The organism is Aquipseudomonas ullengensis (genome assembly GCF_014174475.1).
In the GTDB taxonomy this organism is placed as follows: domain Bacteria; phylum Pseudomonadota; class Gammaproteobacteria; order Pseudomonadales; family Pseudomonadaceae; genus Aquipseudomonas; species Aquipseudomonas ullengensis.
The window spans coordinates 18,143-44,955 of the sequence record NZ_JACJUD010000004.1; the positions used below are offsets into that span (position 1 = coordinate 18,143).

The 26,813-nt window shown below is 63.5% G+C and carries 24 protein-coding genes; 11 read left to right on the forward strand and 13 right to left on the reverse strand.

The features are described from left to right. Nucleotides 1-201 precede the first annotated feature (201 nt). Nucleotides 202-543, forward strand: coding sequence for a ribonuclease E inhibitor RraB (locus H3H51_RS12475; protein ID WP_183089386.1), 342 nt, complete (start codon nt 202-204; stop codon nt 541-543). Between the two features lie 66 nt (nt 544-609). Here the strand turns inward: H3H51_RS12475 and H3H51_RS12480 are convergent, their stop codons facing one another. Further along, nucleotides 610-1,503, reverse strand: coding sequence for a DUF6685 family protein (locus H3H51_RS12480; RefSeq protein ID WP_183089387.1), 894 nt, complete (start codon nt 1,501-1,503; stop codon nt 610-612). 149 nt (nt 1,504-1,652) lie between these two features. Between H3H51_RS12480 and H3H51_RS12485 the strand changes: the two genes are divergently transcribed. Both H3H51_RS12485 and H3H51_RS12490 read left to right on the forward strand, forming a co-directional pair. Next, nucleotides 1,653-1,874, forward strand: coding sequence for a DUF2835 domain-containing protein (locus H3H51_RS12485; RefSeq protein WP_183089388.1), 222 nt, complete (start codon nt 1,653-1,655; stop codon nt 1,872-1,874). Nucleotides 1,875-1,983: 109 nt separating this feature from the next. Next, nucleotides 1,984-3,009 (forward strand): quinone-dependent dihydroorotate dehydrogenase, encoded by a 1,026-nt coding sequence (locus H3H51_RS12490; protein WP_183089389.1) that lies wholly within the window; start codon nt 1,984-1,986, stop codon nt 3,007-3,009. Between the two features lie 135 nt (nt 3,010-3,144). Here the strand turns inward: H3H51_RS12490 and rmf are convergent, their stop codons facing one another. After that, nucleotides 3,145-3,360, reverse strand: a complete 216-nt coding sequence (gene rmf / locus H3H51_RS12495) for a ribosome modulation factor (RefSeq protein ID WP_183089390.1) — start codon at nt 3,358-3,360, stop codon at nt 3,145-3,147. Nucleotides 3,361-3,745: 385 nt separating this feature from the next. On the opposite strand from rmf, the gene rlmKL reads away from it, so the two are divergent. Beyond that, nucleotides 3,746-5,944 (forward strand): bifunctional 23S rRNA (guanine(2069)-N(7))-methyltransferase RlmK/23S rRNA (guanine(2445)-N(2))-methyltransferase RlmL, encoded by a 2,199-nt coding sequence (rlmKL, locus tag H3H51_RS12500; RefSeq protein ID WP_183089391.1) that lies wholly within the window; start codon nt 3,746-3,748, stop codon nt 5,942-5,944. Nucleotides 5,945-6,059: 115 nt separating this feature from the next. Here rlmKL and dacB read toward each other — a convergent pair whose 3' ends face one another. Beyond that, the gene (gene dacB, locus H3H51_RS12505; RefSeq protein ID WP_183089392.1) at nt 6,060-7,502 is read right to left on the reverse strand and encodes a D-alanyl-D-alanine carboxypeptidase/D-alanyl-D-alanine endopeptidase; all 1,443 of its coding nucleotides are present in this window, start codon (nt 7,500-7,502) and stop codon (nt 6,060-6,062) included. Nucleotides 7,503-7,744: 242 nt separating this feature from the next. Between dacB and H3H51_RS12510 the strand changes: the two genes are divergently transcribed. Next, complete coding sequence (locus tag H3H51_RS12510) at nt 7,745-8,083, forward strand: 50S ribosome-binding protein YggL (RefSeq protein ID WP_183089393.1); 339 nt, start codon at nt 7,745-7,747, stop codon at nt 8,081-8,083. 105 nt (nt 8,084-8,188) lie between these two features. Here the strand turns inward: H3H51_RS12510 and H3H51_RS12515 are convergent, their stop codons facing one another. The 3 genes from H3H51_RS12515 to H3H51_RS12525 form a co-directional block, all read right to left on the reverse strand. After that, nucleotides 8,189-11,143, reverse strand: a complete 2,955-nt coding sequence (locus tag H3H51_RS12515; RefSeq protein ID WP_183089394.1) for an HD domain-containing phosphohydrolase — start codon at nt 11,141-11,143, stop codon at nt 8,189-8,191. A gap of 103 nt (nt 11,144-11,246) precedes the next feature. Next, complete coding sequence (locus H3H51_RS12520) at nt 11,247-12,302, reverse strand: FUSC family protein (protein ID WP_183089395.1); 1,056 nt, start codon at nt 12,300-12,302, stop codon at nt 11,247-11,249. 2 nt (nt 12,303-12,304) lie between these two features. Next, entirely contained in the window at nt 12,305-13,636 is a 1,332-nt protein-coding gene (locus H3H51_RS12525) for a deoxyguanosinetriphosphate triphosphohydrolase (protein WP_183089396.1), read from the reverse strand. Between the two features lie 183 nt (nt 13,637-13,819). On the opposite strand from H3H51_RS12525, the gene H3H51_RS12530 reads away from it, so the two are divergent. Further along, nucleotides 13,820-14,914 (forward strand): GGDEF domain-containing protein, encoded by a 1,095-nt coding sequence (locus H3H51_RS12530; protein ID WP_183089397.1) that lies wholly within the window; start codon nt 13,820-13,822, stop codon nt 14,912-14,914. Between the two features lie 5 nt (nt 14,915-14,919). Here the strand turns inward: H3H51_RS12530 and H3H51_RS12535 are convergent, their stop codons facing one another. From H3H51_RS12535 to H3H51_RS12550, 4 genes are all read right to left on the reverse strand, one after another. Further along, complete coding sequence (locus H3H51_RS12535; RefSeq protein WP_183089398.1) at nt 14,920-16,083, reverse strand: EAL domain-containing protein; 1,164 nt, start codon at nt 16,081-16,083, stop codon at nt 14,920-14,922. Nucleotides 16,084-16,155: 72 nt separating this feature from the next. Then, entirely contained in the window at nt 16,156-16,473 is a 318-nt protein-coding gene (locus H3H51_RS12540) for a hypothetical protein (RefSeq protein WP_183089399.1), read from the reverse strand. Continuing rightward, on the reverse strand, nt 16,470-16,862 hold the full coding sequence (locus H3H51_RS12545) for a phage holin family protein (RefSeq protein WP_183089400.1): 393 nt from the start codon (nt 16,860-16,862) through the stop codon (nt 16,470-16,472). Before H3H51_RS12545 ends, H3H51_RS12540 begins: the two co-directional genes overlap by 4 nt. Before the next feature lie 3 nt (nt 16,863-16,865). Continuing rightward, nucleotides 16,866-17,180 carry a DUF883 family protein gene (locus H3H51_RS12550; RefSeq protein WP_183089401.1) on the reverse strand — a complete coding sequence of 105 codons (315 nt, stop codon included), beginning with the start codon at nt 17,178-17,180 and terminating at the stop codon, nt 16,866-16,868. A gap of 380 nt (nt 17,181-17,560) precedes the next feature. Between H3H51_RS12550 and H3H51_RS12555 the strand changes: the two genes are divergently transcribed. After that, the gene (locus tag H3H51_RS12555) at nt 17,561-18,769 is read left to right on the forward strand and encodes an ammonium transporter (protein WP_220790997.1); all 1,209 of its coding nucleotides are present in this window, start codon (nt 17,561-17,563) and stop codon (nt 18,767-18,769) included. 56 nt (nt 18,770-18,825) lie between these two features. Here the strand turns inward: H3H51_RS12555 and H3H51_RS12560 are convergent, their stop codons facing one another. Next, nucleotides 18,826-20,100, reverse strand: a complete 1,275-nt coding sequence (locus H3H51_RS12560) for an OprD family porin (RefSeq protein ID WP_183089403.1) — start codon at nt 20,098-20,100, stop codon at nt 18,826-18,828. Nucleotides 20,101-20,207: 107 nt separating this feature from the next. Next, entirely contained in the window at nt 20,208-21,074 is an 867-nt protein-coding gene (locus H3H51_RS12565) for an MBL fold metallo-hydrolase (RefSeq protein WP_183089404.1), read from the reverse strand. Nucleotides 21,075-21,227: 153 nt separating this feature from the next. Between H3H51_RS12565 and H3H51_RS12570 the strand changes: the two genes are divergently transcribed. Further along, nucleotides 21,228-21,785, forward strand: coding sequence for a TetR/AcrR family transcriptional regulator (locus tag H3H51_RS12570; RefSeq protein WP_183089405.1), 558 nt, complete (start codon nt 21,228-21,230; stop codon nt 21,783-21,785). A gap of 1 nt (nt 21,786) precedes the next feature. Here the strand turns inward: H3H51_RS12570 and H3H51_RS12575 are convergent, their stop codons facing one another. Beyond that, complete coding sequence (locus tag H3H51_RS12575; protein WP_183089867.1) at nt 21,787-23,748, reverse strand: monovalent cation:proton antiporter-2 (CPA2) family protein; 1,962 nt, start codon at nt 23,746-23,748, stop codon at nt 21,787-21,789. Nucleotides 23,749-23,914: 166 nt separating this feature from the next. On the opposite strand from H3H51_RS12575, the gene H3H51_RS12580 reads away from it, so the two are divergent. The 3 genes from H3H51_RS12580 to H3H51_RS12590 all read left to right on the forward strand — a co-directional run bounded on the left by H3H51_RS12580 (nt 23,915) and on the right by H3H51_RS12590 (nt 26,799). Further along, nucleotides 23,915-25,072 (forward strand): DUF5610 domain-containing protein, encoded by a 1,158-nt coding sequence (locus tag H3H51_RS12580; protein WP_183089406.1) that lies wholly within the window; start codon nt 23,915-23,917, stop codon nt 25,070-25,072. Between the two features lie 48 nt (nt 25,073-25,120). Continuing rightward, nucleotides 25,121-25,357: a glutaredoxin family protein gene (locus H3H51_RS12585; protein ID WP_183089407.1), complete on the forward strand. Its 237-nt coding sequence runs from the start codon at nt 25,121-25,123 to the stop codon at nt 25,355-25,357. 98 nt (nt 25,358-25,455) lie between these two features. Beyond that, nucleotides 25,456-26,799 carry a glutamine synthetase family protein gene (locus H3H51_RS12590; protein WP_407926501.1) on the forward strand — a complete coding sequence of 448 codons (1,344 nt, stop codon included), beginning with the start codon at nt 25,456-25,458 and terminating at the stop codon, nt 26,797-26,799. Nucleotides 26,800-26,813: the final 14 nt, after the last annotated feature.

Here is a 26,813-nt window from a genome sequence, read left to right on the forward strand (position 1 = left end):
AGCGGCGCGTCAGCCGCTACCCTGCATGTGACGGCTTCGGTTCGTGTTCTGCGAGTCCGGCCGTCTACCGGGCGTGAGCGGTGGCCCGGTTCTTGACTTGCCAGGTGGCTTCCCGCCTGGTCTCCGGTGGCACCGCCAGGTGCCCTCAAGCTGCCAGCGTGGTAGCTGCGGTTCATTCCATCGCCTGCGAGGAGGTCGTTTATGAGCACAGCCTTCCAAGATGATGTCAGCACCCATGTTCTACGCCGCATGAAAGAGGGCGGTTTCGATTTCGCCCGTGTCCATCCCATCGAGTTCTACGTCATCTTTCCCGACGAGGATCGGGCCAGAAAGGCGGCAGGTCAGTTTCGTGGTGAGTCGTTGAATGCCCAGGTCAGTCTGCGCGATGACGGTGCCTGGCACCTGCAAGTGAGCAAAGTGATGTATGCCACGTATGCCGGGATCGGTGATTTCGAGCAGGACATGGAATCGCTCGTGACACCGCTCGGTGGTGTGCTGGATGGCTGGGGCGTGACCCAGGAAGTACCAGCCCCCAGTCGCTAGAGCCAGCCGGCTGACCTGCGGGTCGGCCGGTGTCCTTCCTCCCCTTATTAGTCTCCCAGCCTGGCGCTAGCCGGCGCTGCGTTGCTGCAACGTTTCCAGGTAGCTGACCACATCCGGTGCGCCGGTCAGGCGCAGGCCTTCGCCCAGGGCATTGGCTTCTGCCGATTCCTTGGGCAGCAGGAGGATTTCCGGTGCGCCGCTGTCACGCAACAGGGACAGGCGCGAGTAGGGCAAACCGTTGTCGAGCAGCAGGGCCATGAACGCAGGGTCGCTCCAGGCCTGCACCGGCATGGCCAGTACATGGTATTGGCGCTTGAGTTCGGCCAAACCGTCGCGGTTCAGGCGATAGCGGCTGACTTCCGCCGGCAGCGTCACTTCCAGGCCACGCAGGCGTGCATAGGCAATCGCACTGGCGAACACCTCGCCATGCTGCTCCGACGCCCAGAACATGCGCGAGCCATACCAGCTGGCCTGACGCAACTCCACGGCCTCGGCAGCCAGAAAGCGCGGCATGGCCTGGCTGATGGTCTTGAGGAAATCCTTGTAGCTGATGATGCGCACGCTGCGGCAGGGCTGCGTGGCGGCAAATTCTTCGAGGTTGGCGAAAGCCGGCGCGTCGGCAGGGATGGGGCCGCAGAGGCCGTCGATCTGGCGCAGGTCGAAGTCATGCAGGTGCTGTTGCTCCAGCTCGACGACGCGCATCAGTACGGCGCGGGCTTGCGCTTTGTCTTCCTGAACCGGACCAGAGAGTGCATCGCGCGGCAGGTCGACCAGGCGATGCAGGGGCGGACCGGCGTGCCACCAGATGCTTTGCTGGGTATCGGGTAGCGCCTTGAAGGGTAGGTTGAGGCTGCGGGCCCGCTCGAACACCATGCGCGGCGCACGCCCGCTCAACCCCAGCCGTTGGGCCAGGGCAGACAGGCGCGATGCCAGGCTGGTGTTGGATTCGGACAGACTCATGACCCGCAGCGCACTCCTGAGACTTGCTTGCCAGTTTGGCAGAGCCTTGCCGGGTACGCACTACCGGCTAACGCCTGGGCGAGCGCTTTAGACTCGGGTTGCCGGTGTACCTGTGGCAAAATTGCGCCAATCATTTCGAGGATGCCTCCATGCCCAGCCTCGTGCTGGATATTGCTCTGCCTGCAGAGCGCTTTCGCTCCGTTTACCAGGGGCGCGCCAATCGGGTATTGCTGGTCAGCCGCGATGGCCGCAAGGTCAGCTTGCCGGCGCACCATCTGCGGCCGTTTCTACGCCATGACGGCATCTATGGCGTGTTCGAGCTGGAATTCAGCGCCAGCGGTGAGCTGCTTGGCCTGCATCAGCTGAGATAGCCGCTCGGCTCCGAACAGGCTCTTATTACTCCCTTGCCTCGCCCGATGCTAGTCCGCACGGCTATAATCGCGGCCTGCTTCCCACTGCCAAGACCGAGCAAAACTGCCCATGTACGAGCTGGCCCGCGCCCTGTTGTTCAAATTGTCCCCGGAAACCTCCCATGAGCTGTCGATCGACCTGATCGGCGCCGGTGGTCGTCTTGGGCTCAATGGCCTGCTGTGCAAGGCGCCTGTGAGCCTGCCAGTGAATGTCATGGGCCTGGAGTTCGCCAACCCGGTAGGCCTGGCCGCTGGCCTGGACAAGAACGGCGATGCCATCGACGGTTTTGCTCAGCTCGGCTTCGGTTTCGTCGAAATCGGTACCGTGACGCCGCGCCCGCAGCCGGGCAACCCGAAGCCGCGCCTGTTTCGCCTGCCGGAAGCCACGGCGATCATCAACCGCATGGGCTTCAACAACCACGGTGTCGATCATCTGCTGGCCCGGGTGCAGGCCGCCAAGTACAAGGGCGTGCTGGGCATCAATATCGGCAAGAATTTCGACACGCCGGTGGAGCGCGCGGTGGACGATTACCTGATCTGCCTGGACAAGGTGTATGCCCACGCCAGCTACGTCACGGTCAACGTCAGTTCGCCGAACACGCCGGGGCTGCGCAGCCTGCAGTTCGGCGACTCGCTCAAGCAATTGCTCGAGGCCCTGCGCCAGCGCCAGGAAGACCTGGCCGTTCAGCACGGCAAGCGCGTGCCCCTGGCGATCAAGATCGCCCCGGACATGAGCGACGAGGAAACCGTGCAGGTGGCTCAGGCGCTGATCGAAACCGGTATGGACGGGGTGATCGCCACCAACACCACCCTGGCGCGCGATGGCGTGGAAAACCTGCCGTTCGGCAACGAAGCGGGTGGCCTGTCCGGTGCGCCGGTGCGCGACAAGAGCACGCACACGGTCAAGGTGTTGGCAGGGGAGCTCAAAGGGCGTCTGCCGATCATCGCTGCTGGCGGCATTACCGAGGGGGCGCACGCGGCTGAGAAGATCGCTGCGGGGGCCAGCCTGGTGCAGATCTACTCGGGCTTTATCTACAAGGGACCGGCGCTGATCCGTGAGGCGGTGGATGCCATCGCCGCGCTGCCGCGGGGGTGAGAGCCGTAACTACTGTCGGTCTGGTTCGCGAGCAGAGCTCGCTCCTACAGGCCATAAAAAAGGGCCCCTGAGGGGCCCTCGGGCTTGCGCCCACCGCCCGGATGGGACGGCCTGGTGAAGTCGGGGTGATCCTGTTCAGCCGACGGCGTGCAGTTCGTTGAGTCGATGGAGGCCGGCAGTGCCGGTCAGTCCGTCCCAGTTGTCGCCGCGTCCTTCGCGCCAGCCGTTGATCCAGGCTTGGCGGGTGGATGAAAGGGTAAAAGGACACAGGTCGCGGGATTTACCGTGAATGCCGTGCTGATAACCGCGCAAGAAAGCTCGTTCCAAAGGATCACGCTTAAGTCTTCTCATCGGGTGTTGCCCTCACTGTTGACTGTTATGTCCCATGGGCAGAAAGGCTCTGCCGGTGGGGTCCGCTGCCGGCGTGGCGGACCACCTGCCGACTCCATTGCGGCGTCGGCCTGAGTTGATTTCTATCGAATGCACTGGGGCCTGTGAATGATCGTTTTGTCATAAGGACGTAACGCATTTGGGACATGGGCCATAAGCTACAACCGGTTTTTTCCCGGTGTTTTGCTCCGGCCCCCGCCATATGGGAGTCGTACCGGAGCGCAGCGGCGTTTTGCCATTGCAAATGGCTCCTATTGGCGCCGTTATTTATTCCGACGAAGGGTCGCAACGCGACGTTCTGTCACATATTTTGGCTAGCAAGCCCTCACTCTTTACTGGATGCCTCATGTCCGACCGTTACGAACTGATCCTGACCTGCCCGAAAAGCCTGGAAAGCCTGCTGGCTGAAGAGGCGGCGGGCCTGGGGCTCGAGGAAGTACGCGAGCAGACTGCCGCAATCCGCGGCTTTGCCGGGCTGGAAACGGCGTATCGGCTGTGCCTGTGGTCGCGCCTGGCCAACCGCGTGCTGCTGGTCTTGCGCCGCTTCCCGGTGGTGGATGCCGAGTCGCTCTACCAGGGCGTGCTGGAGGTCGACTGGGCCGAGCACATGGAACCCTCCGGCACCCTGGCGGTGGAGTTCAGCGGCAACGGCTCGGGCATCGATAACACCCACTTCGGCGCCCTCAAGGTCAAGGACGCCATGGTCGACAAGCTGCGCACCGCCGATGGCACGCGGCCTTCTATCGACAAGATCGACCCGGACCTGCGCGTGCACCTGCGCCTGGACCGTGGCGAGGCGGTGCTGTCCCTCGATCTGGCCGGGCACAGCCTGCACCAGCGTGGCTATCGCCTGCAGCAGGGCGCTGCGCCGCTGAAGGAAAACCTGGCGGCGGCAATCCTGATCCGTGCTGGCTGGCCGCGAATCGCGGCCGAAGGCGGCGCCCTGGCTGACCCGATGTGCGGTGTGGGCACCTTCCTGGTGGAGGCCGCGATGATCGCCGCCGACCTGGCGCCCAACCTCAAGCGTGAGCGCTGGGGCTTTTCCAACTGGCTGGGGCATATCCCGGCGCTGTGGAAGAAGCTCCATGAAGAAGCCGAGCAGCGCGCCGCCGCAGGCCTGGCCAAGCCGCCACTGTGGATTCGTGGTTATGAAGCCGACCCGCGGCTGATCCAGCCGGCGCGCAACAACATCGACCGTGCCGGGCTCGGCGAGTGGGTCAAGTTGTACCAGGGAGAGCTGGCGACCTTCGAGCCGCGTCCGGACAAGAACCAGACCGGCCTGATTGTCAGCAACCCGCCTTATGGCGAACGCCTGGGTGATGAAGCCAGCCTGCTGTATCTCTATCAGAACCTCGGCGAACGCCTGCGCCAGAGCTGCCTGAACTGGGAGGCGGCGGTATTTACCGGCGCGCCGGAACTGGGCAAGCGCATGGGCCTGCGCAGCCACAAGCAGTACGCGTTCTGGAACGGCGCATTGCCGTGCAAGCTGCTGCTGTTCAAGGTACTGCCCGAGCAGTTCGTGACTGGCGAGCGGCGCTCCAGCCAGGCTAGCGAGGAGTCCACTGACGAGCCTGCCGTAGCGCCGGCCTACCAGGCGGCACGGCTCTCCGAGGGCGGGCAGATGTTTGCCAACCGCCTGCAGAAGAACCTCAAGACCCTGGGCAAGTGGGCGAAGAAGGCGGATATCGAATGTTATCGCCTGTACGACGCCGACATGCCGGAGTACGCCCTGGCCATCGACCTGTATCGCGACTGGGTGCACGTGCAGGAATACGCACCGCCGCGTTCCATTGATCCGGAGAAGGCCCAGACGCGCCTGCTCGATGCGCTGGCAGCGATTCCGGTGGCTCTCGGGATTACCCCGGACAAGGTGGTGATCAAACGCCGCGAGCGCCAGGCCGGCACCAAGCAGTACGAGCGCCAGTCCACGCAGGGCCAGTTCATGGAAGTCACCGAAGGCGGGGTGAAGCTGCTGGTCAACCTCACCGACTACCTGGACACCGGCCTGTTCCTCGACCACCGGCCGCTGCGCCTGCGCATCCAGAAGGAGGCTGCCGGCAAGCGCTTCCTCAATCTGTATTGCTACACCGCCACAGCCACTGTGCATGCGGCCAAGGGCGGGGCGCGCAGCACCACCAGCGTCGATCTGTCGAAGACCTACCTGGATTGGGCGCGGCGCAATCTGTCGCTCAACGGCTTCTCCGACAAGAACAAGCTGGAGCAGGGCGATGTGATGACCTGGCTGGAGGCTGATCGTGGTGAGTACGAGCTGATCTTCATCGACCCGCCGACATTCTCCAACTCCAAGCGCATGGAAGGGGTGTTCGACGTGCAGCGTGACCACGTGCGCCTGCTCGACCTGGCCATGAGCCGCCTGGCGCCGGGCGGCGTGCTGTATTTCTCCAACAACTTCCGCAAGTTCCAGCTCGACGAGAGCCTGGCCGCGCGGTATGCGGTGGAAGAGCTCAGCGCGACGACCATTGACCAGGACTTTGCACGTAACCCGAAGATCCACCGCGCCTGGCGCCTCACCGCCAAGGGCTGAGCCGCGTGGGTGTAGGAGCCAGCAAGCTGGCTCCTACAAAAGTCGGTCAAATGGCAGGCTAAAAAAATCCCCCGGTCCTGACAGGACGCGGGGGATTTTTGTTTCAGCAGACTGCCTAGCGCTGGGCGGGCTGCTTGTAGATTTCCAGCAGGACCTGATCGAGGATCGTCGAGGCGCCCCACGGGCGTGGGTCGTTGAGGATGGCGGTGACGGCCCAGGTGTTGCCGTTGCTGTCGCGGCTGAAGCCGGAAATGGCGCGCACGTTGTTTAGGGTGCCGGTCTTGATATGGCCTTCGCCGACCAGCGGCGTGCGGCGCAGGCGTTTGCGCATGGTGCCGTCCATGGCCACCAGCGGTAGCGATGCCGTGAACTCGGCGGCGTAGGGGCTGCGCCAGGCGGCTTGCAGCATGGCGGTCATTTCGCGGGCGCTGACGCGTTCGTCGCGCGACAGGCCGGAACCGTTTTCGATCACCAGGTGCGTGGCGCTCAGACCCTTGCGCGCCATCCAGCCGCGAATCGCCCGTTGCGCGGCCTTGGAGTCGTCGCCATCGGCGCTGTTGCGGAACTGTGCGCCGATGCTGAGGAACAGCTGGCGGGCCATGGTGTTGTTACTGTACTTGTTGATGTCGCGGATGATCTCGACCAGGTCAGGCGAGTTGGCGCGGGCCAGCAGGCGAGCACCTTTCGGCACACTGCCGAGCTGGTCCTTGCCAAGGATGCTGCCACCCAGCTCTTTCCAGATCGCGCGAACGGCGCCGGCGGCGTAGCCGGCGTGGTCGAGCAGCGACAGATAGGTCTGCGCGCTGCAGCCTTCGGCCAGCTTGCCGGTGACGATCAGGGTGGTGCCGTCGAACTGGGTCACCGGGTTGAAACGCACGTCCGGCCAGCCCGGGCACTTGGCGGCGGGCAGGGCCTTGACCTGGTTGTCGATGCGCACGTTGGTCAGCGGTGGCTCCATCATCACGCTGACCTTGCCGCCATCGGTGCGGGTCACCAGGCGCACGGCCTTGAGGTTGACCAGAAGGGAGTCGGGGCCAACCAGGAACGGCTTGTTCTTGTCGCCGCCGTCATCGTTGAACACCGGCAGTTGCGGCTGAATGAAACGGCTGCGGTCGAGAACCAGGTCGCCGGTGATCTGCTGCACGCCGTTGGCGCGCAGGTCGCGCATCATCAGCCACAAACGCTCCATGTTGAGCTTGGGATCACCGCCGCCCTTGAGGTAGAGGTTGCCGTTGAGCACACCGTTCTTCAGCGGGCCGTCGGCGTAGAACTCGGTCTGCCACTGGTAGGTGGGGCCAAGCAGTTCCAGGGCGGCGTAGGTGGTGACCAGCTTCATGGTCGAGGCCGGGTTCACCGAGACATCGGCGTTGTAGACCAGGCTGGTGCCGGGGCCGGTGAGAGGAATAGCCACCACCGACAGGCTGTTGCTGCTGATCTTGTTGGCCTTGAGGGCCTGTTGCACTTTGGCTGGTAGCACGCTGCTGACAGCAGCGGAAACGGGAAGCGCCAGCGGCATCAGCAGGCTGGCGAGAGCGAGGTAACGAAGCGATTTGATCATTGGCAAGGTCGAAAAATACACAGGTGAAAAAGACATGGCGCCGATGAGCACGCGGCCTCGGCGGTTCGAATAAGTGCGGCGCATTATGCCCCAAGCACACCGCTGATGGACGCCCGGCACGGGCGGTTAGTTGCACGTTTCGGCGGTTTTTTCAGCCTTTGCGGCCGTTAGGCGGGCGGCTGGCGCGGCAAACTGCTAAAGTGCCGCCGGTAATTTCTATTGAGTGTTGAGGAGTTTTTTACATGGCCACTAACCGTTCCCGCCGTCTGCGCAAGAAACTCTGTGTCGACGAATTCCAGGAGCTGGGCTGCGAGCTGACTCTGAGCTTCCGCGACGGTCTGTCGGAAGCCGAGATGGACAGCTTTGTTGAAGCCTTCCTGCGTGATGGCGTTGAAGGCAACGGCCTGGGCTATGTCGGTGGCGATGACTACGGTTTCGTCTGCCTGGCCAAGCGTGGTTCGGTCAACGCCGAGCAGCGCGACAAGGTAGAAGCCTGGCTGAAAGGCCGTAGCGAGCTGACCGGCTTCACCCTGAGCCCGTTGATGGACGTGTGGTACCCGGAAAATTCGGTCAACGCCTGATTTTCCCCGCAGGAGGATTGCGATCCTCACGCTGCTACGCAAAAGCCCGACCTAGGTCGGGCTTTTTATTGGCTGCGATTTCTTTCTGGTCGCAGGTCGTGGCGATCAGGCGAGCCCGGCCTTGGCCAGGATGGCCGCCTTGTCCACGCTGTCGATCTGGTCTGCACGCAGGTAGCGCTCGGCATAGGTCTGGTAGATCTCGGCCTGGATGAACAGGCCGAACAGCTCCGGATCGACGTGAGCGCCGCGGCACATGCCGGCCATGATGTTGAGCGATTCGGTTAGCGTCTTGCCTTTCTTGTAGGGGCGATCAACGGCGGTCAGCGCCTCGAAGATGTCGGCGATGGCCATCATCCGCGCCGGTAGGCTCATGTCCTCGCGTTTCAGGCGCTTCGGGTAGCCGGTGCCGTCCATCTTCTCGTGGTGGCCGCCGGCGATTTCGGCGACGTTGGCCAGGTGCTTGGGGAAGGGCAGGTAGCTGAGCATGCGGATGGTCTGCACCATGTGCCCGTTGATGATGAAGCGCTCTTCGTTGGTCAGGGTGCCGCGGGCGATGCCAAGGTTGTAGACCTCGCCACGGTTGAGCTTGTACTGCGGCACATCGAGCTTGAAGCCCCAGGGGTTGTCGTCGGCGATCAGCTCGCTGGCCGGGCGCTCCAGCAGGTGTTCGGGCTTGTCGCTGAGCAGCGCTTCCTGTACCGGTAGCGCGGGCGCCGGGGTGCGGGCCTGGCGCTGATTTTCTTCCCAGGACACGCCAAGACGGTCATCCAGGGTGCGCGTCCAGGTCCGCGTGGCAATCGTGCGAAGGCGCTCCAGGTCGGCATCGGCCATGGCTTCGCCGCCGAGGTTGCAGCGGGCGATAAAGGCGAACTCGTCGTCCAGGGTTGCCAGCATCTCGTCGCGCAGCGCGCCCAGGCTGGCAGCTTCGCCACCTGTGGCCAGGCCTTGCCAGTAGGCGATCCAGGCATCGCGCTTGAGCACCTCGAAGCGCATGCGCACCTCGTGGATGCGGTCGCAGATGGTCTCCAGCTTGGTGGCCTTGTCCACTACGTATTCGGGCACGGTGACCTTGCCGCAGTCATGCAGCCAGGCGGCGATATGCAGGGCTTCCCATTCCTCATCGTTGGGCTGGTAGTCGCGGAAGGGGGCTTCTTCGCTGTCGGCGGCGGCCTGGGCGAGCATCAGGGTCAGCTCCGGGACGCGTTGGCAGTGGCCGCCGGTGTAAGGGCTCTTGGCGTCGATGGCGCCGGCGATCAGTTGGATGAAGGCATCCAGCAGTTTCTTCTGTTGCTCCAGCAGGCGCTGGCTCTCGATGCACAGCGCGGCGACGCCGGAAACGGCCTCGACGAAGGCGATGCGTTCCGGGCTGATCATTTCTTGATCGGCGGCTTCGCCGGTGTCGCGGTGCAGCAAAATCAGCACGCCCAGGGTTTCGCCCTGGCGGTTGTGCAAGCCGCTGCTGACCACATGCACGCGCGGGCTGTCGAGGGTGCTGAGCAGGCTCTGGAAGCCTTCGGCCTGATCGAAGCCGAGTGAAAGCACCTGGCTGGCGCCGCCTTGTGCGGTGTGCTGGAGCCAGTCGGGGAGGCGCGGATCATTCGCTGCGAAGCCGGGAATACGGTGTTCTTCGAGGTTGTGCTGTTCGTGATTGAGGAACAGGCCATGGGGCTCCAGATGGCCTGTGCTGCTGTCACGCAGGTAGAGCAGGCCGCCACTGGCGCCGCTGAGGTCGACCGTTTCCTTGAGCACGCGGCGCAGCAGGGCATCGAAGCGGGTTTCGGCGGAGAGGCTGGCGGTGATGTCGAGGAAGCTGGCAAGGGTGTCCTTCATCTTGGCCATGGCCACGGCCAACTGGTCGACCTCCAGAACCATCGAGCGGGCGCTGGCCGGGCGGTCGAAGTTGAAGCTGCGGATGGCCTCTGCCTCATCGACCAGGGCGCGCAGCGGGCGAACGATGCTGCGCGACATCATCCAGCCCAGCGGGATGCACAGCAGCAGGATGCCGAGGGTGATCATCGCGCTCTGCCAGCGGATGCGGTAGGCGTCGGCGAGCAGTTCATCCTCGGGCGCCAGCAAGGCCAGGCGCAGGCCGTTCGGGCCACCTTCGGTCAGGTTGGAGTAGGACAGCTGCCAGCGGTTGTTGGCCAGTTTGATCGAGCCCTGGCGATCCTGTTGCAAGCCGCGCTGGAACAGTTCGCCCAGGGCGGGGCTGAGTTGCTCGACCTTGGCCAGGTGCATGCCGTCGTTCTGGATGATCAGTCGGCTGGTATCGGGATAGGCGATGGCAGAGCCGTTCGGGCTGAACAGCACCACTTCGGTAGACGGCGTGACCTTGTGCCGGGCCAGCGTCGCGGAAAGGTCGTGGAGGGTGAGGTCGGCGCCAATCACCACCTGGTTCTGCGTGATGCGAGCCAGGGTGGTGCCGACATCACCGGTGGAGAAGAACACATAGGGCTCGGTGGTGACCTGCTGGCCGCTTTCCAGCGCCATCTTGTACCAGGGGCGGGTGCGGGGGTCGTAGGACTCGCTGAGGTTCTGCCGGCGGCTGATGGGCTCCAGCTTCTCGTCGAAGTACTGCGACTCGGAAACGGGCCGAGCCGAGCCGTTGCGGTCGATGCTCCAGACCTGGAAGGCGGCCTGGGCCGGTGCGTCGAAGATGCCCTTGAGCCGCTCTGTGCGCAGTGGGCGAACCATGAAGAAGTCGCCATCGGGGTAGCCCAGGTACAGCGAAGCCAGCTTTGGGTTGTCGTTCAGGGCCTGGGCGAACAGCGGCAGCATTTCCATGCGCAGGTAGCTGTCGTTCACCTGGCTGCCCTTGTCCAAGGCCAGCAGGCTGAGCAGGTGGCGGATCGGCTGGTAGGTGTGCTGCAGGTCTGCTTCGACCTCTTCGCGCATCTGGTTGAACAGCTGGCTGCTGCTGGAGAGGATGATCTGGGTGGTCTGGTGGTAGTTGAACAACCCCAGGACCACGCCGGTGAGCAATAACAGAAGCGTGAACAACACGCTGATGTGTACATGCAGGGGCAGGCGTCGCTCTTTGACTCGCGGTTTTACGGGCATGTACATCACTCCATTGACTGCATTCAGGGCCAGCAAAAAGCATAGTGAAACCTTGCTGTATGTGCCGGTCTAAACGCGCGCAAACTCCATTTTTTGTTTATCGCTACAGCGCGCTTGCTGCTTTCTCCTGGCGGCGCAACAGCCATTGCTCGATGCCATAGATGATCAAGGCTACCGACATGGCCAGTACCACCCCGATCAGGCAGTTGAGCAGGCGCAGCTGGGCCAGGTGCCAGTCTTTCGACAGGCTCTCGGCGAGCAGCACGAAACTCAGGGTCACCTGCAGCACGAACAGGCCATAGTTGTGGGCCTGGAACGCACGGCTGAGGGTGATCAGCGGCAGGATGGTCGCCACCATCAGCGGCGGGCTCTGCAGGCTGTGGCCGAAGTAGATCAGCAGCACCGCGGCGCACAGGCTGCCCATGCCCGACTGCAGGGCGCGCACCAGGCTGCCCTTGAACTCCAGTTGCAGGGTGCCGATCACGGCGATGGTCAGCCAGTAGCCGCGTGGCAGCTGCGCCAGGTTGACGATCAGGCCGCCTGCCGCGCAGGTCAGTGCGCAGCGCAGCGCGTGCAGGCGCCAGCGTTGTTCCGGCAGGCGCTGGGCATGGCGCTTGAGCACCTTGAACAGGCTGACGAAGCGCGGCATGTACGGCCACATGCGCAGGCCGTGCAGGCCGCGCAGGCCAAAGGCAAGCAACATCACCCATAGCCCGCCGAGGGTGAACAGCATGGCCACGGCGTAAGGGTTGTCGAGGTTGCCCAGGCCGAACTGGCCCTGGCCCAGGCACAGGCAGACGGTCAGGCCGACACCGAGCTTGCCGGCCTCGCTGCCCAGGCGCTGCAGCCAGGCGAGCATGGCGCCGAAAATGGCGAACATGCTCAGGCTGATCAGCGGGTGAGTGGCAGCCCAGAAGCCCAAGCCGGCGCTGCAGGCGCCGAGCAGGGTGAGCAGGAGCATGCGCAGCATGCCGAAGCGGTGCAGCGGGTTGGGTTGTGCTGCCTGAAAAGCACCGGCCGAGGCCCAGAGAAAGCCGGGATGGCCGCTGAGCAGACCGAGCAGCAGCGGCAGCGCGCAACCCACCCCGGCGACCACGGCGGGTCCCCAGGCGGGTGGGCCGGCATGCCAGCCGATGATCTGTCGCAGCACATTCTTCATGGTTACACCGGGCTGGAGCGGCCGGTCATTTCCCGGGCCATTTCAGTAGCGTAGCTGTCGGTCATCCCGGCGATGAAATCGATCATGCGCAGGAAGGAACGGTACAGCGGCCAGTCCGGATCGGGCGCGTTGTGCCCCAGCAGGTCGAGGATGCGCCGGTTCTTGAACGACAACGTGCCGCCGCCATGCTGCTCCAGAGCCGCGCCACAGAAGGCGTTGAGGAGGATTTCCAGGGTGGTGTAGGCGCCGATCTCGTGCAGGGTCTTGCGCTTGTCCTGGAAGATTTTCTCCCGGGCGATCGCCTTGGCCTGCTGCACGCAACGCTTGGCCGGGCCGTGCATGTGTTCCACCAGGTCACCTTGCAGGTCGCCGCGCAGCAGGGCAGGTTGCTGGTCGACAAAGGCTTTAGCGGCGGCATTGGTCAGGTGTTCGATGGCCTTGCCGCGCAGGATCGCCAGCTTGCGCCGGCGCGAGTCATTGGGGCCGAGCTGGCGGTAGGTTTCCGGCAGGTCATCTCCGACCAGGCCGAGCAGCAGGGCTTCGACTTCGGGGTAGTCGAGCAGCTCCATTTCCAGGCCGTCTTCGAGGTCGATCAGGCCGTAGCAGATGTCGTCTGCGGCCTCCATCAGGTACACCAGCGGATGGCGCGCCCAGCGCTGCTCCTCGATCTGCGGCAGGCCGAGTTTGCTGGCGATCTGTTCGAGCAGCGGCAGCTCGCTCTGGTAGCAGCCGAACTTGTGCTTCTTGTAGCCGAGGGCTTCGGCGTGGCGGGCGGTCCAGGGGTATTTCAGGTAGGTGCCGAGGGTGGCGTAGGTCAGGCGGGTGCCGCCGTCGAACTGGTGGTATTCCAGCTGGGTGAGCACGCGAAAGCCCTGGGCGTTGCCTTCGAAATTGAGGAAGTCGCCGCGTTCGGCCTCGCTCATGGCATCCAGCCAGCCGCGTCCGGCGGCCTGCTGGAACCAGTGGCGGATGGCGTCTTCGCCGGAGTGGCCGAACGGTGGGTTGCCGATGTCATGGGCCAGGCAGGCGGACTGTACGACCACGCCGAGGTCGACCGGGTCGCACCAGTCCGGCAGTTCGTCGCGGATCATTTCGCCGACGCGCATGCCCAGCGAGCGGCCGACGCAGCTGACTTCCAGTGAGTGGGTCAGGCGGGTGTGGATATGGTCGTTGCTGGAAACCGGGTGAACTTGGGTCTTGCGCCCCAGCCGGCGAAAGGCGCCGGAGAAGATGATGCGGTCGTGGTCTTTGTGAAAGGGGCTGCGGCCCAGTTCGTCAGAGCTGTGCGCGGGTTTGCCGAGGCGTTCGCGGGTGAGCAGGGTGTTCCAGTCCAAGGGCTGTCCTCGCCAGTCATTCGGCCTTAGCTTCGGGCTTCGTACGGTGGCCTGCAAGCGCTGATGGCGCCGACCGGCGGCACTTGGCCGTGAATAGGCAGTCTGTGATCACAATGCTATCGTAATGCCATCGCGTAATAAGCCAATAACAAGAGATAACAACGCGTGATTACAGAAGCTTCCATGCCCCAGGATGCGCAGCAGCAGTTGCGTGTCCGCCGCTTCATGATGAGCCTGGCGATGTATGTCCTCGCTGTGGTCCCCCAGGGCGTTTCGCTGTACGCCGGAGTGTCCCCGAGCTGGGTGATGCTGGCGTGGGTAGCGATGGCGGTGGTGACCAACCTGGGTTTCTACCTGCTGTTTCGCTACAACCTCAACCTGCGTTTCAAAGACCCGAGCCTGACCATCGCGCAGATGCTGGCAGCGATTGCCATGGTGCTGTTTACCCAGGTGTATGCCGGCCAGGGACGCGGTGCCTACCTGGTGGTGCTGTTGATCATCATGGTGTTCGGCACCTTCAAACTGCATACCCGCCAACTGCTGGCCCTGAGTGTGCTGACCATCGGTGCATATGCCGCGACCTTGCCGCTGATCCGCTGGCTGGAGGGCGAGCGCTTCAATCTCGCCGTGGAGATGATCCTCTGGTGCAGTTTCTCTGCCTTCCTGCCTTTCATCTCGGTACTCGGCGGCAACATCAGTGACCTGCGCAAGAAGCTGATGGCGAGCAACGCGCAGTTGCAGGAAGTGCTGCAACAGGTGACCGAGCTGGCCACCCATGACGAGCTGACCGGCGCCTACAACCGCCGCTACCTGCTGGAAATGCTCGGCCACGAAAAGAACCGTACCGACCGGGGCGGCGGTGGTTTCTGCGTGTGCCTGTTCGACCTCGACCACTTCAAACGGGTCAATGACAGTTTCGGCCACCCGGCTGGCGATACGGTGCTGAAGACCTTCGCCGCGACCGTCGAGCCGTTGCTGCGCAGTACCGATTTTTTCGCCCGTTATGGCGGTGAGGAGTTCCTGCTGTTCCTGCCGCAGACCTCGCTTGAGATGGCCCAGCACTGCATCGTGCGCATTCAGGATGCCCTGGCGGCCACCCACTTCGAGGGTTTCGCGGCGGACTATCGGATTACCGCGTCCATCGGGGTGGCGCAGTACTACCTGCAGGAAAGTGTGCCGATGCTGATCGAGCGCGCCGACAAGGCCCTGTACCGGGCCAAGCAGAACGGCCGTAATCGCATGGAGCTGGCGGCTTTCGCCCGCCCACAGACGGTGTGAGCGGGCTACAACCCGACGGCATCGATATCCAGCAGTAACAGGCGGCGGCCGTTGTCGATGAACTGGCCTGCCGTCAGGCAGTACTGGTTGGTGGTGGCGTCGCGGTAGGTAGTGGAGAGCGTCAGACGGCGCTCATCCCAGCCCTCGGCCAGCAACTGATAGAAGTATGGCCGCCAGGACCAGTTGTGGCCCAGGTAGCGCGCATCCTCCTGCCACTTCTTACCGTCCCACTCGAGGTTGGGCGTCAACTGCGTGCCATGCCGGTCGCACTGATAGATGCGCAGCAGCCAGGGATAGTTACTCGGCGTCAGCAGGCTTGCCAGGCTGTCGCCGCGCTCGACCCAGCCCCTGAGCAGGCTCATCAGATCGGCCAATTGCTGGCGCAGGTTCATCAGCCGTGCGCGTTCAGCCAGTTTGCGTTGCACGTAGCGGTCACGCAGCTCGGCGAAGCGCTCGACGAAGGCATCGGTGGCAAAGAACTCCAGTTCCGGTTTGGCGAACAGATAGCCCTGCACATAGCGCGCGCCGCATTCCAGGGCGAAATCCAGTTCGGCAGGCGTCTCCACGCCTTCGGCAATGATCCAGCAGCCGGTTTTCTCGGCCATCTGCGCCAGCGCCTTGACCACTTCACCGCTGGGCCCGCCGCGCGCCGCTTCCTGAAACAGGCGCATGTCCAGCTTGAGAATGTCCGGCTGCAGGGCCAGCACGCGGTCGAGTTGCGAGTAACCGGCGCCGAAGTCGTCGATGGCGATGCGTGCCCCCGCCAGGCGATAGCGTGCGACCACCTCGCTCAGCTTGTCGTTGGCACCGCCCAGTTCGGTGATTTCGAACACCACCCGTGACGCCGGGATACCGCAGCGCTCCAGTTGCTTGAGGCTTGGCAGCGGCTGGTTGGGGCGCAGGCGGCTGATCCAGCGAGGGGAAATGTTCACGCTGAGAAACCAGTCCGCCGGTGCCTGGTGCAGGCGGTTGAACGCATTGTCACGAATCTCGCGGTCGAGACGGCGCAACAGTGCGGGGGAAACCTTGGGGTCGGTAAACAGCGGGCCGACGGAGAGCAGTCGGCCGTCTTCCTGACGCAAGCGGCCCAGCGCCTCGACACCGGCAATCAGGCCGGTGGCAGTGTCGATAAAGGGCTGGAAGCTGGCGAGCGGTTGCCCGTCGATCACGGAGACATCCTTAGTTGTACGGTGGAAGACCGCACTGACATAGCAAGAATGTGGCCAGTTTTGTCCGACGGGTCAGCTTCGGGGTGGGCGCAGGGCGGCCAGTAACAGGGGATAGAGGCGGCTGCCGATACTGGCCCAACGACCGATGTCGCCGCCGCGGGCGACCAGGAAGCCGAGGATTCCGACACCGGCAATGCCCCATAGCGGTGCGTGCTTGAGCCCCAGGCTGGCGGGCAGGTCGCGGGCCAGCCCTTGTACCTGGCGCAGTGGGCGGGTCAGCAGCAGGCTTTCGTGGCGGATTTCCTGGCGATGCATCTCCAGTCGCATGCGGATCAGCGCTCGCCGCAGTTCGCGGCGTGAGCAGTTGTGCGGCAGTTCAGGCAGGCTCATGGCAACAGGCGCTCCCGGTCGCGGGCCAGTTCTTCGAGGGTGGCGCTGAAAGGCGAGACATCTTCATCCAGCGCGCGATACAGGCGGACCGCGCAATACAGGGTGGCCAGGGCATAGAACAGGCACAGGCCGAGAATCGCCTGCTGGCGGTAATCCTCCCAGGCCAGGATCAGCACCAGTGCGGAGAGGCCAAGCAATAGCAGCAGGCCGAATACCAGAGCCAGCCCGGCGAGCAGCAGCAGACGCAGGCTGCGGGTTTTTTCTTCCTGCAGCTCGCTGCCGAACAGTTCGACATGCCCGTGCAGCAGGCCGAGAAAGGCCGCCGCCAGGCGCGTCAACGATGGGGATTGGCCGATGGCCGAGGCACCTGGCGGTGGCGTCTGGCTCATCGATCAGCGCCGCGCGGCCAGCAGGCCGAGGAGGAAGCCGACGCCAGCGGAGATACCGATCGACTGCCACGGATGCTCTTGCACATAGTCTTCGGCACCCTCGACCGCGGCCCGGCCACGCTCGCGCAGGCCTTCTTCGGTGCTGTGCAGGGTTTCCCGGGCGCGCTTGAGGTTGTCGTGCAACTGGTCGCGCAGCTCGCTGGCCTGGTCGCCGGCCAGCTCTGCGGTGTGTTGCAGGAGTTTTTCGGTATCGCTGACCAGCGCCTTGAATTCGTTCATCAGATCATCCTGGGCATGAATGGCGGGTTTGCGGGGCATGGGGTGCACTCCTTCTTCTTCAGGGTCTGAGGTTAGGAGTTCGCTGGTTTGGCGATGGTTCAACAAAACGCTGCGGCGCCTGCACCTGGTCGGCTGAACTGACGCGCTGGTATAGCCCTTGCATTTCGCTGGTGCGAATACAGCGTTAAGTGCTCGATAACGGGGCGTTTTGTTGCCGCTGCAACACCCGATGTAGAGCGTTCAAGCTGATGAAAAACAACGATAAACACAAAAAGCTCGTGTGCTTCGTCAACCTTGCCTGCGCCAGTTCAGCTCTCAGGGACGGCTATTTATGGTGCGCGCCGGTCACATAACGGTGCGTGATGAGTGGGTGGCGAGCTTTTTTGGTGCTTTTCGACACTGCCGGAGCCAATCTGTCGATGGAAAATCTCAATAGCGCCGTGGAAAATCTGGTCCACGGTTCCAATACCTTGTTCATTCTGTTGGGCGCGATCATGGTCCTGGCCATGCATGCCGGCTTCGCTTTCCTGGAAGTCGGTACGGTGCGCCACAAGAACCAGGTCAACGCCCTGGCGAAGATCCTGTCCGACTTTGCCGTGTCGACCCTGGCCTATTTCTTCATCGGCTACTGGGTTGCGTATGGGGTGACGTTCCTCGCGCCGGCCAGTGAGCTGACCAGCAGCAGTGGTTATGCGCTGGTGAAGTTCTTCTTCCTGCTGACCTTCGCTGCGGCCATTCCGGCGATCATCTCCGGCGGTATTGCCGAGCGCGCCAAGTTCGCGCCGCAGGTGTGTGCCACCGTGCTGATCGTGGCGTTCATCTATCCCTTCTTCGAGGGCCTGGTGTGGAACGGCAACTTCGGCCTGCAGGCCTGGCTGACCGAGCGTTTCGGCGCGGCGTTCCATGACTTCGCCGGCTCGGTGGTGGTGCATGCGGTCGGTGGCTGGCTGGCCTTCGGCGCGGTGATCCTGCTGGGCCGGCGTAATGGTCGTTACCGCGAGGGTCGCCTGGTGGCCTTCGCGCCGTCGAACATTCCGTTTCTGGCGCTGGGCTCGTGGATCCTGATCATTGGCTGGTTCGGTTTCAACGTCATGAGTGCGCAGACTCTGGGCAGCATCAGCGGCCTAGTGGCGGTCAACTCGCTGATGGCGATGGTCGGCGGCACGGTGACGGCGCTGCTGGTCGGGCGTAACGACCCGGGCTTCCTGCACAACGGCCCGTTGGCCGGCCTGGTGGCGATCTGTGCCGGTTCGGATGTGATGCATCCGGTGGGCGCGCTGGTCACCGGCGCCATCGCCGGTGCACTGTTCGTCTGGGCGTTCACCGCCACTCAGGTGAAATGGAAGATCGACGACGTGCTCGGCGTGTGGCCGTTGCATGGCCTGTGCGGCGTATGGGGCGGGATCGCCTGCGGCATCTTCGGCCAGCAGTCCCTGGCTGGCCTGGGCGGTGTGAGCCTGATCAGTCAGTTGATCGGTACCGGCCTTGGCGTGCTGGTCGCGTTGCTCGGCGGGTTTGCCGTGTATGGCCTGCTCAAGTTGCTGGTGGGCATTCGCCTGAGCCAGGAAGAGGAGTATTACGGGGCTGACCTGTCGATCCACAAGATTGGCGCCAATAGCCAGGACTGAGCCCTGCGCTAACGAAAAAGCCCGCCAATTGGCGGGCTTTTTCATGGGGCAACGTTTTACCAGAGTGGCAGCATGTAGCTCAGGATCAGGCGGTTTTCGTCCAGGTCGTTGGTGAAGTTGCTGCGCGTCGTGGCGTTGCGCCACTTCACGCCGAAGTTCTTCAGCGGCCCATCCTGGAAGACGTAGGCGATGTCCATGTTGCGTTCCCACTCTTTGCCGTTGTTGCCCTCCACGCCCAGGTCGACATCGTCGCCGCTGAGGTAGCGGGTCATGAAGGTCAGGCCGGGAATGCCGATGGCGGCGAAGTTGTAGTCGTAGCGCAGCTGCCAGGACGTCTCGTCCTTGTTGGCGAAGTCGCCGATCTGTACGTAGTTCACCAGGAACGGGTCGGTGCCGTTGATGTAGGCGAAGCCGGTGTCGCCGCTCATTTCCTGGTAGCCAAGGCCGAAAGCGTGGCCGCCCAGGCCGTAGGTGAACATGGCGTTGAGCGCCTTGTTGTCGACGTTGGTGGCGCCGTCGTCGGTGGAGCGTGCCCAGCGGATATCCGACTTCAGCGACTGCTTGTCGGCCAGCGGCAGGACGTGGACCAGGCCCAGGTAATGCTGCTTGTACAGGTCTTCCAGTGCACCGTAGTGGTAGCTGGTGGTCAGGTTGTCGGTCCACTTGTAGCTCAGGCCGCCGAAGTCGAACTGGTCGGCGGTAACACCAGTGGTACCGGTGATGTTGCGCTTGCCGCCGGTGGTCATGAGCATGTCCTCGTAGTCCGAGGAATCACGCAGGTTGTATTGCTTGAGGCGGCCGGCATCCACGATCAGGCCGTCGATTTCGGTTGAGTTCACCGCGCCACCGCTGAACGCTTGCGGCAGCAGGCGCGAGTCGTTGGCCTGCACCACTGGCAGCTTCGGCATCAGGGTGCCGACTTTCAGCACGCTCTTGGAAACCTTGACCTTGGCAGTGGCGCCGAGGTCGCCATAACTGTCCTGGGCGCGGCCGGTTTCGCGGTCACGTTGCAGCAGGCCGCTACCACTTTGGTCGGCACTGGAGTCGAGTTTCAGCCCCAGGGTGCCGATGGCGTCGAGGCCGACGCCGACCGTGCCTTCGGTGAAGCCGGATTCATAGCGCAGCAGGAAACCCTGCGCCCACTCTTCCTGCTTGGATTGGGTCGGAGTGGGGTCAGCGTCCTGGCGGTAGTCGCGGTTGAAGTAGAAATTGCGCAGCTCCAGGGATGCCTTGCTGTCTTCAAGGAAGGCCGCCTGGGTGAGGGTGGGCAAGGTGAGGCTGGTGCCCAGCGCGGCCAGAGCCACGCTGCGGGCTAGGGGGGACTTGCTCATTGTTATTGTTTCCTCGGCTGGTGATGGCGGTTCGGTCTGTCCGAACTCGTTGCAGCCTGAAGACTAAAACATTTTGAAATTATTACCGCTTCTAGACCTTGGTCGAGTCATTGCACCCAATGCGGGTAGTAGCCGAGTTCACGCTGCACGCGTTCATCGTGGGCGGGCACTACCGTCAACTGGGGTTCGGCCTGCATCAGGGCATGCACTTTTTCCAGTTGCTGGCGAGTGCGTTCGCGGTCGTTGTCGACCATCCGGCGACTGATCCAGAACTTCTCCCGTGGGCCGGTGAAGCCCTCCAGGCGCCAGCTGGCGTCACCGGTGAAAAAGAAGCGGCGACCATCCTCTAGCGTCAGGAACAGCCCGACTGAACCGGGGGTGTGGCCATCCAGCGGCACCAGTACCAGGCTGCCATCGCCGAACAGGTCGTGGCTCTGCGCGAAACCCTCGAATGGTTGCTCGCCGAAGCTATACGGCACCCATTTGATCGGGTGCTTGAACTGGCTGGGCAATACGGCGGGCGGGGTGGAGATCTGGCTGAACTCGATTTCCTCGTAGGGTGCCCAGGCCGGCACTTCCGGGTAATCGGCCAGGCCTGAGGCGTGGTCCCAGTGAACGTGGGACAACAGGATGCGGTCGATGCGGATGCCATCGCGGTCCAGTTGGTCGCGTACCGGCACGACCTTGCCGTAGCGCAGCAGCGGTTTGTCATACCAGGGCATTTCGCTTTCGAACTGCTGGTCGACCTGGCGGCCGAGGGAGGTATCGAACAGCAGGGTCGCGGCGTGGTGTTCGATCAGGATGGCGACATGGTTGGCGATGGCCGTTTCGGTCCACGAGCCACCGACGATGGTGAAGGCATCGCGGGTCTGCGTTTCGCTGGTCTTGACCAAGGCAAAACGCAGGCCGTCAGCCTGGACGGGCAGGCAGCCAAAGCCGAGCAGGGCCAGCAGTAACAGCGATAGATAGCGCATGTCGGGTTCCTTTGGCGGGCAGAAGTGATGTCGATGTGATAGATATTAGACAGACAGGTCTGTATATTTCAAGCGTGCTTTCTGTCCATCGACTTTCTGCCGTAGAGCGTCACGCCTCGGTTTGCGCATAATGGCCGCCCCTGGAGGCTTCCAATGGCAACAAGCAAACGCGATCAACTGATCCACACCGCGCAGGCGCTCTTTGCCCGCGAGGGTTACCACGCGACGGGCATCGACCGCATTTTGGCGGAGTCCGGGGTGGCGAAGATGACTCTGTACAAGCACTTCCGCTCCAAGGACGAGTTGATCCTGGCCGTCCTTGAGTCAAACCAGCAGGCCACGCTCGATCTGCTGGCTGCTGGATTGCAGGGCCTGGCGCCGCGCGAGGCGCTGTTGCGCATCTTCGACGGGCTGCATATGTGGATTCATCAGCAGGATTTCTGCGGCTGCAGCTTCATCAACGCTGCGGCGGAATTCCAGAGCCGCGAGCATGCGATCCACCAGCAGGCAGCCGCATTCAAGCAGGCATTTGCCGGGTTCTTCCGCGAGCAGCTGCTGGCGCTGGGCGTGGAGCAAGTCGACACGTTGACCAATCAGCTGCAGTTCCTGCTGGAGGGCGCGCTGAGCATGGCTCACCTGCAAGGCCCGGGTGAACAGGCGCAGCAGGCGAAAGCCGCCGCTGAAGTATTGCTGGACGCCGCTAGCCGCTGAGTCAGCTACCGCCCAGCAGCCGCGACTCGCAGGCCTCAACGGCCTGCAGTGGGCCGGAAATCAGTACCGCATCGCCTTCCTGCAGTTGTGCGCTGGCGCCGAGGCCGAGCTCTTCGCCGTCGCGCCGCAGCGCCTGGACTTCCACGCCGAGGCTCTCCAACTGCAAGTCCCCGAGGTTGCGCCCGCAGGCGTGGGCGCCAGTTGGCAGGTTGACCGCGTGTAGCAGCAGGCGCGGCTGGCCGCGGGCATCCAGCAGATTGGCCTGGGCGCCATGGTAGAAGCCATGCAGCAACCGATAGCGGCTGCCGCGCACTTGATTCATGTGCTCCTGCACCCGCTGCTCGGCCACGCCGAGCATCACCAGTGCATGGGACGCCAGCATCAGGCTGGATTCCAGCACTTCCGGCACCACCTCTGTGGCGCCCGCCGCCTGCAGCTCGGCGAGCCGGCTGTCGTCACGGGTGCGTACCAGAATCGGCAAGTCCCGGCAGTGCTGGCGGGCTTGCTGGACGATGTGCAGGGCGACGTCGGTCTTGTCCACCGCGACCACCAGCAGGTGTGCGCGAGCGATGCCAACGGCAACCAGCAACTCCGGGCGCCGCGAGTCGCCGTAATGCACGCTGTCGCCGCCGGCGCTGGCTTCCTCGACCCGCACCGGGTCGTCATCGAGGGCAATGAAGGACAGCTGTTCGCGCTGCAGGAAGCGGCCGATCGATTGGCCAACCCGGCCATAGCCGCAGATCACCACATGCCCGCTGAGCTCGGCGCCGTGGCTGGCAATATCCTCCAGCGAGCTGGGTTGCCCTTGCACCTGGCGCAGGCGTACCGCCAGGTGCGGTGCCAGGCGCAGCAGCAGCGGCGTGAGCGCCATCGAGCAGAACGCCGCGGCCAGCAGCAGGCGGCTGGTGTCGGCATCCAGCAGCTTTTGCTGGCTCATCACCGCCACCAGGGCGAAGAAAAACTCGCCGGCCTGGGCCAGGGCCAGGCCACTGCGCCAGGCGGTCTCGCCGCTTTCACCGCGAAGTCGCACCAGGGCGGCCACCAGCAAGCCTTTGATACCGAGCAGGCAGGCAGTGGCGAGCAGAATCAGCCCGCCGTGCTCGGTGAACAGGCGCAGGTCGATGAGCATGCCGACGCTGACGAAGAACAAGCCAAGGAGGATGTCGCGGAAGGGGCGGATATCGGCTTCGATCTGATGCCGATAATGGCTCTCGCCCAGCAACATGCCGGCGAGAAACGCACCAAGCGCCATGGACAGGCCAAGCAGGTGCGTCAGCCAGGCAGTCAGCAGCACGATGACCAGGGCGAGCATGACGAACAGCTCGGGCGAATGGGCCTCGGCGACCTCGCGAAACAGGCGCGGCAGTAGCCAGCGGCTGGCCAGCAGCAGGCCGCAGAAAAGCAACACGGTCTTGCCCAGGATGAGCGGCAGGCTCCAGTACCAGGCCTGCTCGCCACTGCCGTCAGCGAGCAGTGGCACCACGCTGAGCAGCAGGACCGCCACCAGATCCTGGAACAGTAGCACGCCGATGGCGTTCTGGCCGTGGCTGCTGAAGACCTCGCCCAGGCTGTTCAACTCCTTGCCGACGATGGCGGTGGAAGACAGGGCCAGGCCCAGGCCGAGCAGCGCGGCACTGCCAAATGACAAACCGTACAGATACAGCAAGCCGCTCAGCGCCGCGCCGCAGGTCAGTACCTGCAGGCTGCCGAGGCCGAACACGGTACGGCGCAGGGCGAGCATGCGCGGCAGGGAAAACTCCAGGCCCAGGCTGAACAGCAGGAAAACCACGCCAAGTTCGGCCAGGTGCGGCAAGTCCTGCGAGTTGCTGATCCAGTTCAGGGCGCTTGGCCCGACCAGCAGACCAACGCACAGATACCCCAGCACGGCGGGCAGACGCAGGCGGCGGAACAGGGCGATCACCAGCAGGGAGCAGGCGAGAATGATCAGCAGGTCAGTGAACACGGTATTTCTCCTGGGCGTGTCGCGAGCATGACCGGGCGACAGGCGGTCGTCCACGGGCACGCTGCATCTCCTTGATCTGCAACAATTAGGGCCGTTTGTCGGTGCGCTTCAAGTTTTCCGTCTAAAGGCCGTCATACGAGTAGATGTCCTGCCTTGGTACACCGCCATGAACTCGCTGCCCAGCTTCTCCCCCGTGCTGCAACACTCCCCGTCGCTGAAAAACCTGACCAGCTCTAACACGCTGCCCGGTTCGAACGGCAAGGTCGATGCCCAAGCCACCCTGGCCAATCGCCTGGCAGACAAGCTGGGGTTGGGTGCGGGCGCGTTGTCTGGCAAGAGCGAAGACTTCACTCCGGACAAGGTAGCCGATCGCATACTCGGCTTCGTCGAGCAGCGCCTGAAAAGCGAAGCGGCCGCTGGTGCCGATCCGGCAAAACTGCAGAGCCTGCTGGACCAGGCCCGCGAAGGCGTGGAGAAGGGCTTTGCCGAGGCGCGCAAGATTCTCGACGGCATGGGCGTGCTTCAAGGCAAGGTCGCGGAGAACATCGACGCCACCTACGACAAGATCCAGAGCGGGCTGGCCGGCCTGGCCGATAGCTTGGCCAGCACCACGCCGACCACCAATACCGGCAGCAGCGCCGTTGCTGCCTATAGCGAACGTTTTTCCGCCCGCGCGGATACCTTCGATATGCAGGTCACCACCCGTGACGGTGATCGCCTGAGCATTTCCATTGCCAGTGCTTCGGCCAGTTGGTCGAAGACCAGTGTCGCCGCCGCCAGCAACGCCAACGGTTCTGCCGCGATTGCCAGCAGCGAGTCCGGTACTTTGCAGATCGGCGGTTGGCAGGTGAAGGTTGAAGGTGAGCTGGATGCCGAGGAGCGTGCGGCCCTGGGGGATCTGTTCAGCCAGGTGCAGGACCTTTCCAGCAAGTTCTATTCCGGTGATCTGGAGGGCGCTTTCGACCGAGCCATGCAACTGGATATGGATGGCTCGCAGCTGGCGTCGATGTCCCTGCACCTGACTCAGACCAGCGTGCGCCAGGCCACCGACGCCTACAGCAGCGTGGCTCAGCAGGGTGGCCAGGCGGCCAGTGCGGTCAACGACAATCTGATCGACTACGCCCGCAGCCTGCTCGATGCGCTGAGCACTGCTGGCGACGTCAGCGACGATGCCAAGACCACCCTGGAGCAACTGCTGGACGGCGGTTTCAGCCTGGACAATCGCTTCAGCGATGAGCAGCTGGACAAGGCCAAGGCGCTCAATCAACGCCTGCTCGAGGGCCTGCAAGGGTTGCTGCCGGCTGACGAGGCTTCGGCAAGCTGAAGTCGCTGCGATAAACTGCGTCTCTGAACCCTTGCAGAGACGCCCCGCATGCTTCCCGAATGCCAACTTTTCGGCACCCTTGGTTGCCACCTCTGTGAGGTGGCCGAGGCGTTGCTGATGCCCTTTGTCGAACATGGCCTGCTGGTGGAACTGGTCGATATTGCCGAGCGCGAAGACTGGGTCGAACAGTACGGCCTGCGCATCCCGCTACTGCGGCGTCAGGACACTGGCGCCGAGCTGGGTTGGCCCTTCGATGCGGATCAGGTGGTGCAGTTTCTCGGTTGATTTCCTTGTTTTCGGATGCTTGATATTTCGAACGGCTGATGCGTATTTTGTACGCATCGCCGTGGTACCGGCATTCGCGCTAACAAGGACAAGAAGTCATGACAACCGACGGCCGCAGTTCGCTCGCAGAGCGCTTGACCGGCATTGATGAAATCGAATGCGTTACCCCTGACCTGAACGGCGTTGCCCGCGGCAAGGTCATGACCGCCGAGGGCTTCCTCGAAGGGCGGCGGCTGCAGTTGGCGCGGGGTGTGCTGCTGCAATGCATCATGGGTGGCTATCCGCCCGCGCGCTTCTATGGCAGCGACGACGGCGACCTGGCACTGAATGCCGAGCCGACGCAGATCCACCGCCTGCCCTGGAGCGAGCCGCCACGCGCGCTGGCTATCTGCGACGCCGATGAGCTGGATGGGCGCAGTTCGGGGCTTTCTACCCGCGGCCTGCTCAAGCGCGTGGTGCAAGGCTACGCCCAGCGCGGCTGGCAGCCGGTAGTGGCCACCGAACTGGAATTCTTCATCTTTGATCGACATGGCGATGCGCAGCAGCCGTTCCAGCCGCCAGTTGGCTTGAACGGTCGGCGCGAGGATGGTTGCTCGGCTTTTAGCGTGTCTTCCGGCAATGGCCTGCGGCCGTTCTTCAATGAGGTCTATCGCTGCATGGCTGAGCTTGGCTTGCCGCGCGATACGGTCATGCACGAGATGGGGGTCAGCCAGTTCGAGATCAATCTGCTGCACGGCGATCCCTTGCTGATCGCCGATCAAACCTTCCTGTTCAAGCACCTGCTTAAGGAAGTCGGCCTGAAACACGGCCTCAGTGTGGTGTGCATGGCCAAACCCCTGGCACACACGCCGGGCAGCTCGATGCACATTCACCAGAGCGTGGTGGAGCAGGGCAGTGGTCGCAATATCTTCAGTGATGCGGCGGGCGATGCGACGCCAGAGTTCCTGCATTTTATTGCTGGGCAGCAGGCGGCTCTGGCGGATTTCACATTGCTGTTCGCGCCGAACATCAACTCGTTCCAGCGCTTCTGCCACCCGTATGCCTCGCCGAACAATGCCTGCTGGTCGCACGACAACCGCTCGGCCGGTTTGCGTATTCCCGCCAGCGGTCCGGCGGCGCGGCGCGTGGAGAACCGCTTGCCGGGGGCGGACGCCAACCCTTACCTGGCCATTGCTGCCAGCCTGGCGGCGGGTTTGTATGGACTGGAGCAGTGCTTGCAACCGAGCGAGCCGATTCAGGGCGAGTTCGAGGTACCTGAGCACCTGAGCTTGCCCTGCACGATGCATGCGGCACTGGCGCGCCTGCAGCAAAGTACGCTGGCACGGGAGTTGTTCGGTAACGAGTTCGTCGACGGCTACGTTGCCAGCAAGACCATAGAGATGATGAGTTTTCTCGACGAGATCACGCCCTGGGAGCGGCGAGTGCTGGGCACCCAGGTCTGATGCTTGAGGCGGGA

Bases quoted from the DNA above. Each gene is read 5' to 3' on its own strand.
- H3H51_RS12570 (WP_183089405.1), top strand. From the start codon at position 21,228: ATGGCAACAAGCAAACGCGATCAACTGATCCACACCGCGCAGGCGCTC.
- H3H51_RS12560 (WP_183089403.1), bottom strand. From the start codon at position 20,100: ATGAGCAAGTCCCCCCTAGCCCGCAGCGTGGCTCTGGCCGCGCTGGGC.
- H3H51_RS12580 (WP_183089406.1), top strand. From the start codon at position 23,915: ATGAACTCGCTGCCCAGCTTCTCCCCCGTGCTGCAACACTCCCCGTCG.
- H3H51_RS12590 (WP_407926501.1), top strand. From the start codon at position 25,456: ATGACAACCGACGGCCGCAGTTCGCTCGCAGAGCGCTTGACCGGCATT.
- H3H51_RS12585 (WP_183089407.1), top strand. From the start codon at position 25,121: ATGCTTCCCGAATGCCAACTTTTCGGCACCCTTGGTTGCCACCTCTGT.
- rlmKL (WP_183089391.1), top strand. From the start codon at position 3,746: ATGTCCGACCGTTACGAACTGATCCTGACCTGCCCGAAAAGCCTGGAA.
- H3H51_RS12555 (WP_220790997.1), top strand. From the start codon at position 17,561: ATGGAAAATCTCAATAGCGCCGTGGAAAATCTGGTCCACGGTTCCAAT.
- H3H51_RS12515 (WP_183089394.1), bottom strand. From the start codon at position 11,143: ATGCCCGTAAAACCGCGAGTCAAAGAGCGACGCCTGCCCCTGCATGTA.
- H3H51_RS12530 (WP_183089397.1), top strand. From the start codon at position 13,820: ATGCCCCAGGATGCGCAGCAGCAGTTGCGTGTCCGCCGCTTCATGATG.
- H3H51_RS12550 (WP_183089401.1), bottom strand. From the start codon at position 17,180: ATGCCCCGCAAACCCGCCATTCATGCCCAGGATGATCTGATGAACGAA.
- H3H51_RS12475 (WP_183089386.1), top strand. From the start codon at position 202: ATGAGCACAGCCTTCCAAGATGATGTCAGCACCCATGTTCTACGCCGC.
- H3H51_RS12490 (WP_183089389.1), top strand. From the start codon at position 1,984: ATGTACGAGCTGGCCCGCGCCCTGTTGTTCAAATTGTCCCCGGAAACC.
- H3H51_RS12510 (WP_183089393.1), top strand. From the start codon at position 7,745: ATGGCCACTAACCGTTCCCGCCGTCTGCGCAAGAAACTCTGTGTCGAC.
- H3H51_RS12480 (WP_183089387.1), bottom strand. From the start codon at position 1,503: ATGAGTCTGTCCGAATCCAACACCAGCCTGGCATCGCGCCTGTCTGCC.
- H3H51_RS12520 (WP_183089395.1), bottom strand. From the start codon at position 12,302: ATGAAGAATGTGCTGCGACAGATCATCGGCTGGCATGCCGGCCCACCC.
- H3H51_RS12565 (WP_183089404.1), bottom strand. From the start codon at position 21,074: ATGCGCTATCTATCGCTGTTACTGCTGGCCCTGCTCGGCTTTGGCTGC.
- rmf (WP_183089390.1), bottom strand. From the start codon at position 3,360: ATGAGAAGACTTAAGCGTGATCCTTTGGAACGAGCTTTCTTGCGCGGT.
- H3H51_RS12540 (WP_183089399.1), bottom strand. From the start codon at position 16,473: ATGAGCCTGCCTGAACTGCCGCACAACTGCTCACGCCGCGAACTGCGG.
- H3H51_RS12485 (WP_183089388.1), top strand. From the start codon at position 1,653: ATGCCCAGCCTCGTGCTGGATATTGCTCTGCCTGCAGAGCGCTTTCGC.
- H3H51_RS12545 (WP_183089400.1), bottom strand. From the start codon at position 16,862: ATGAGCCAGACGCCACCGCCAGGTGCCTCGGCCATCGGCCAATCCCCA.
- dacB (WP_183089392.1), bottom strand. From the start codon at position 7,502: ATGATCAAATCGCTTCGTTACCTCGCTCTCGCCAGCCTGCTGATGCCG.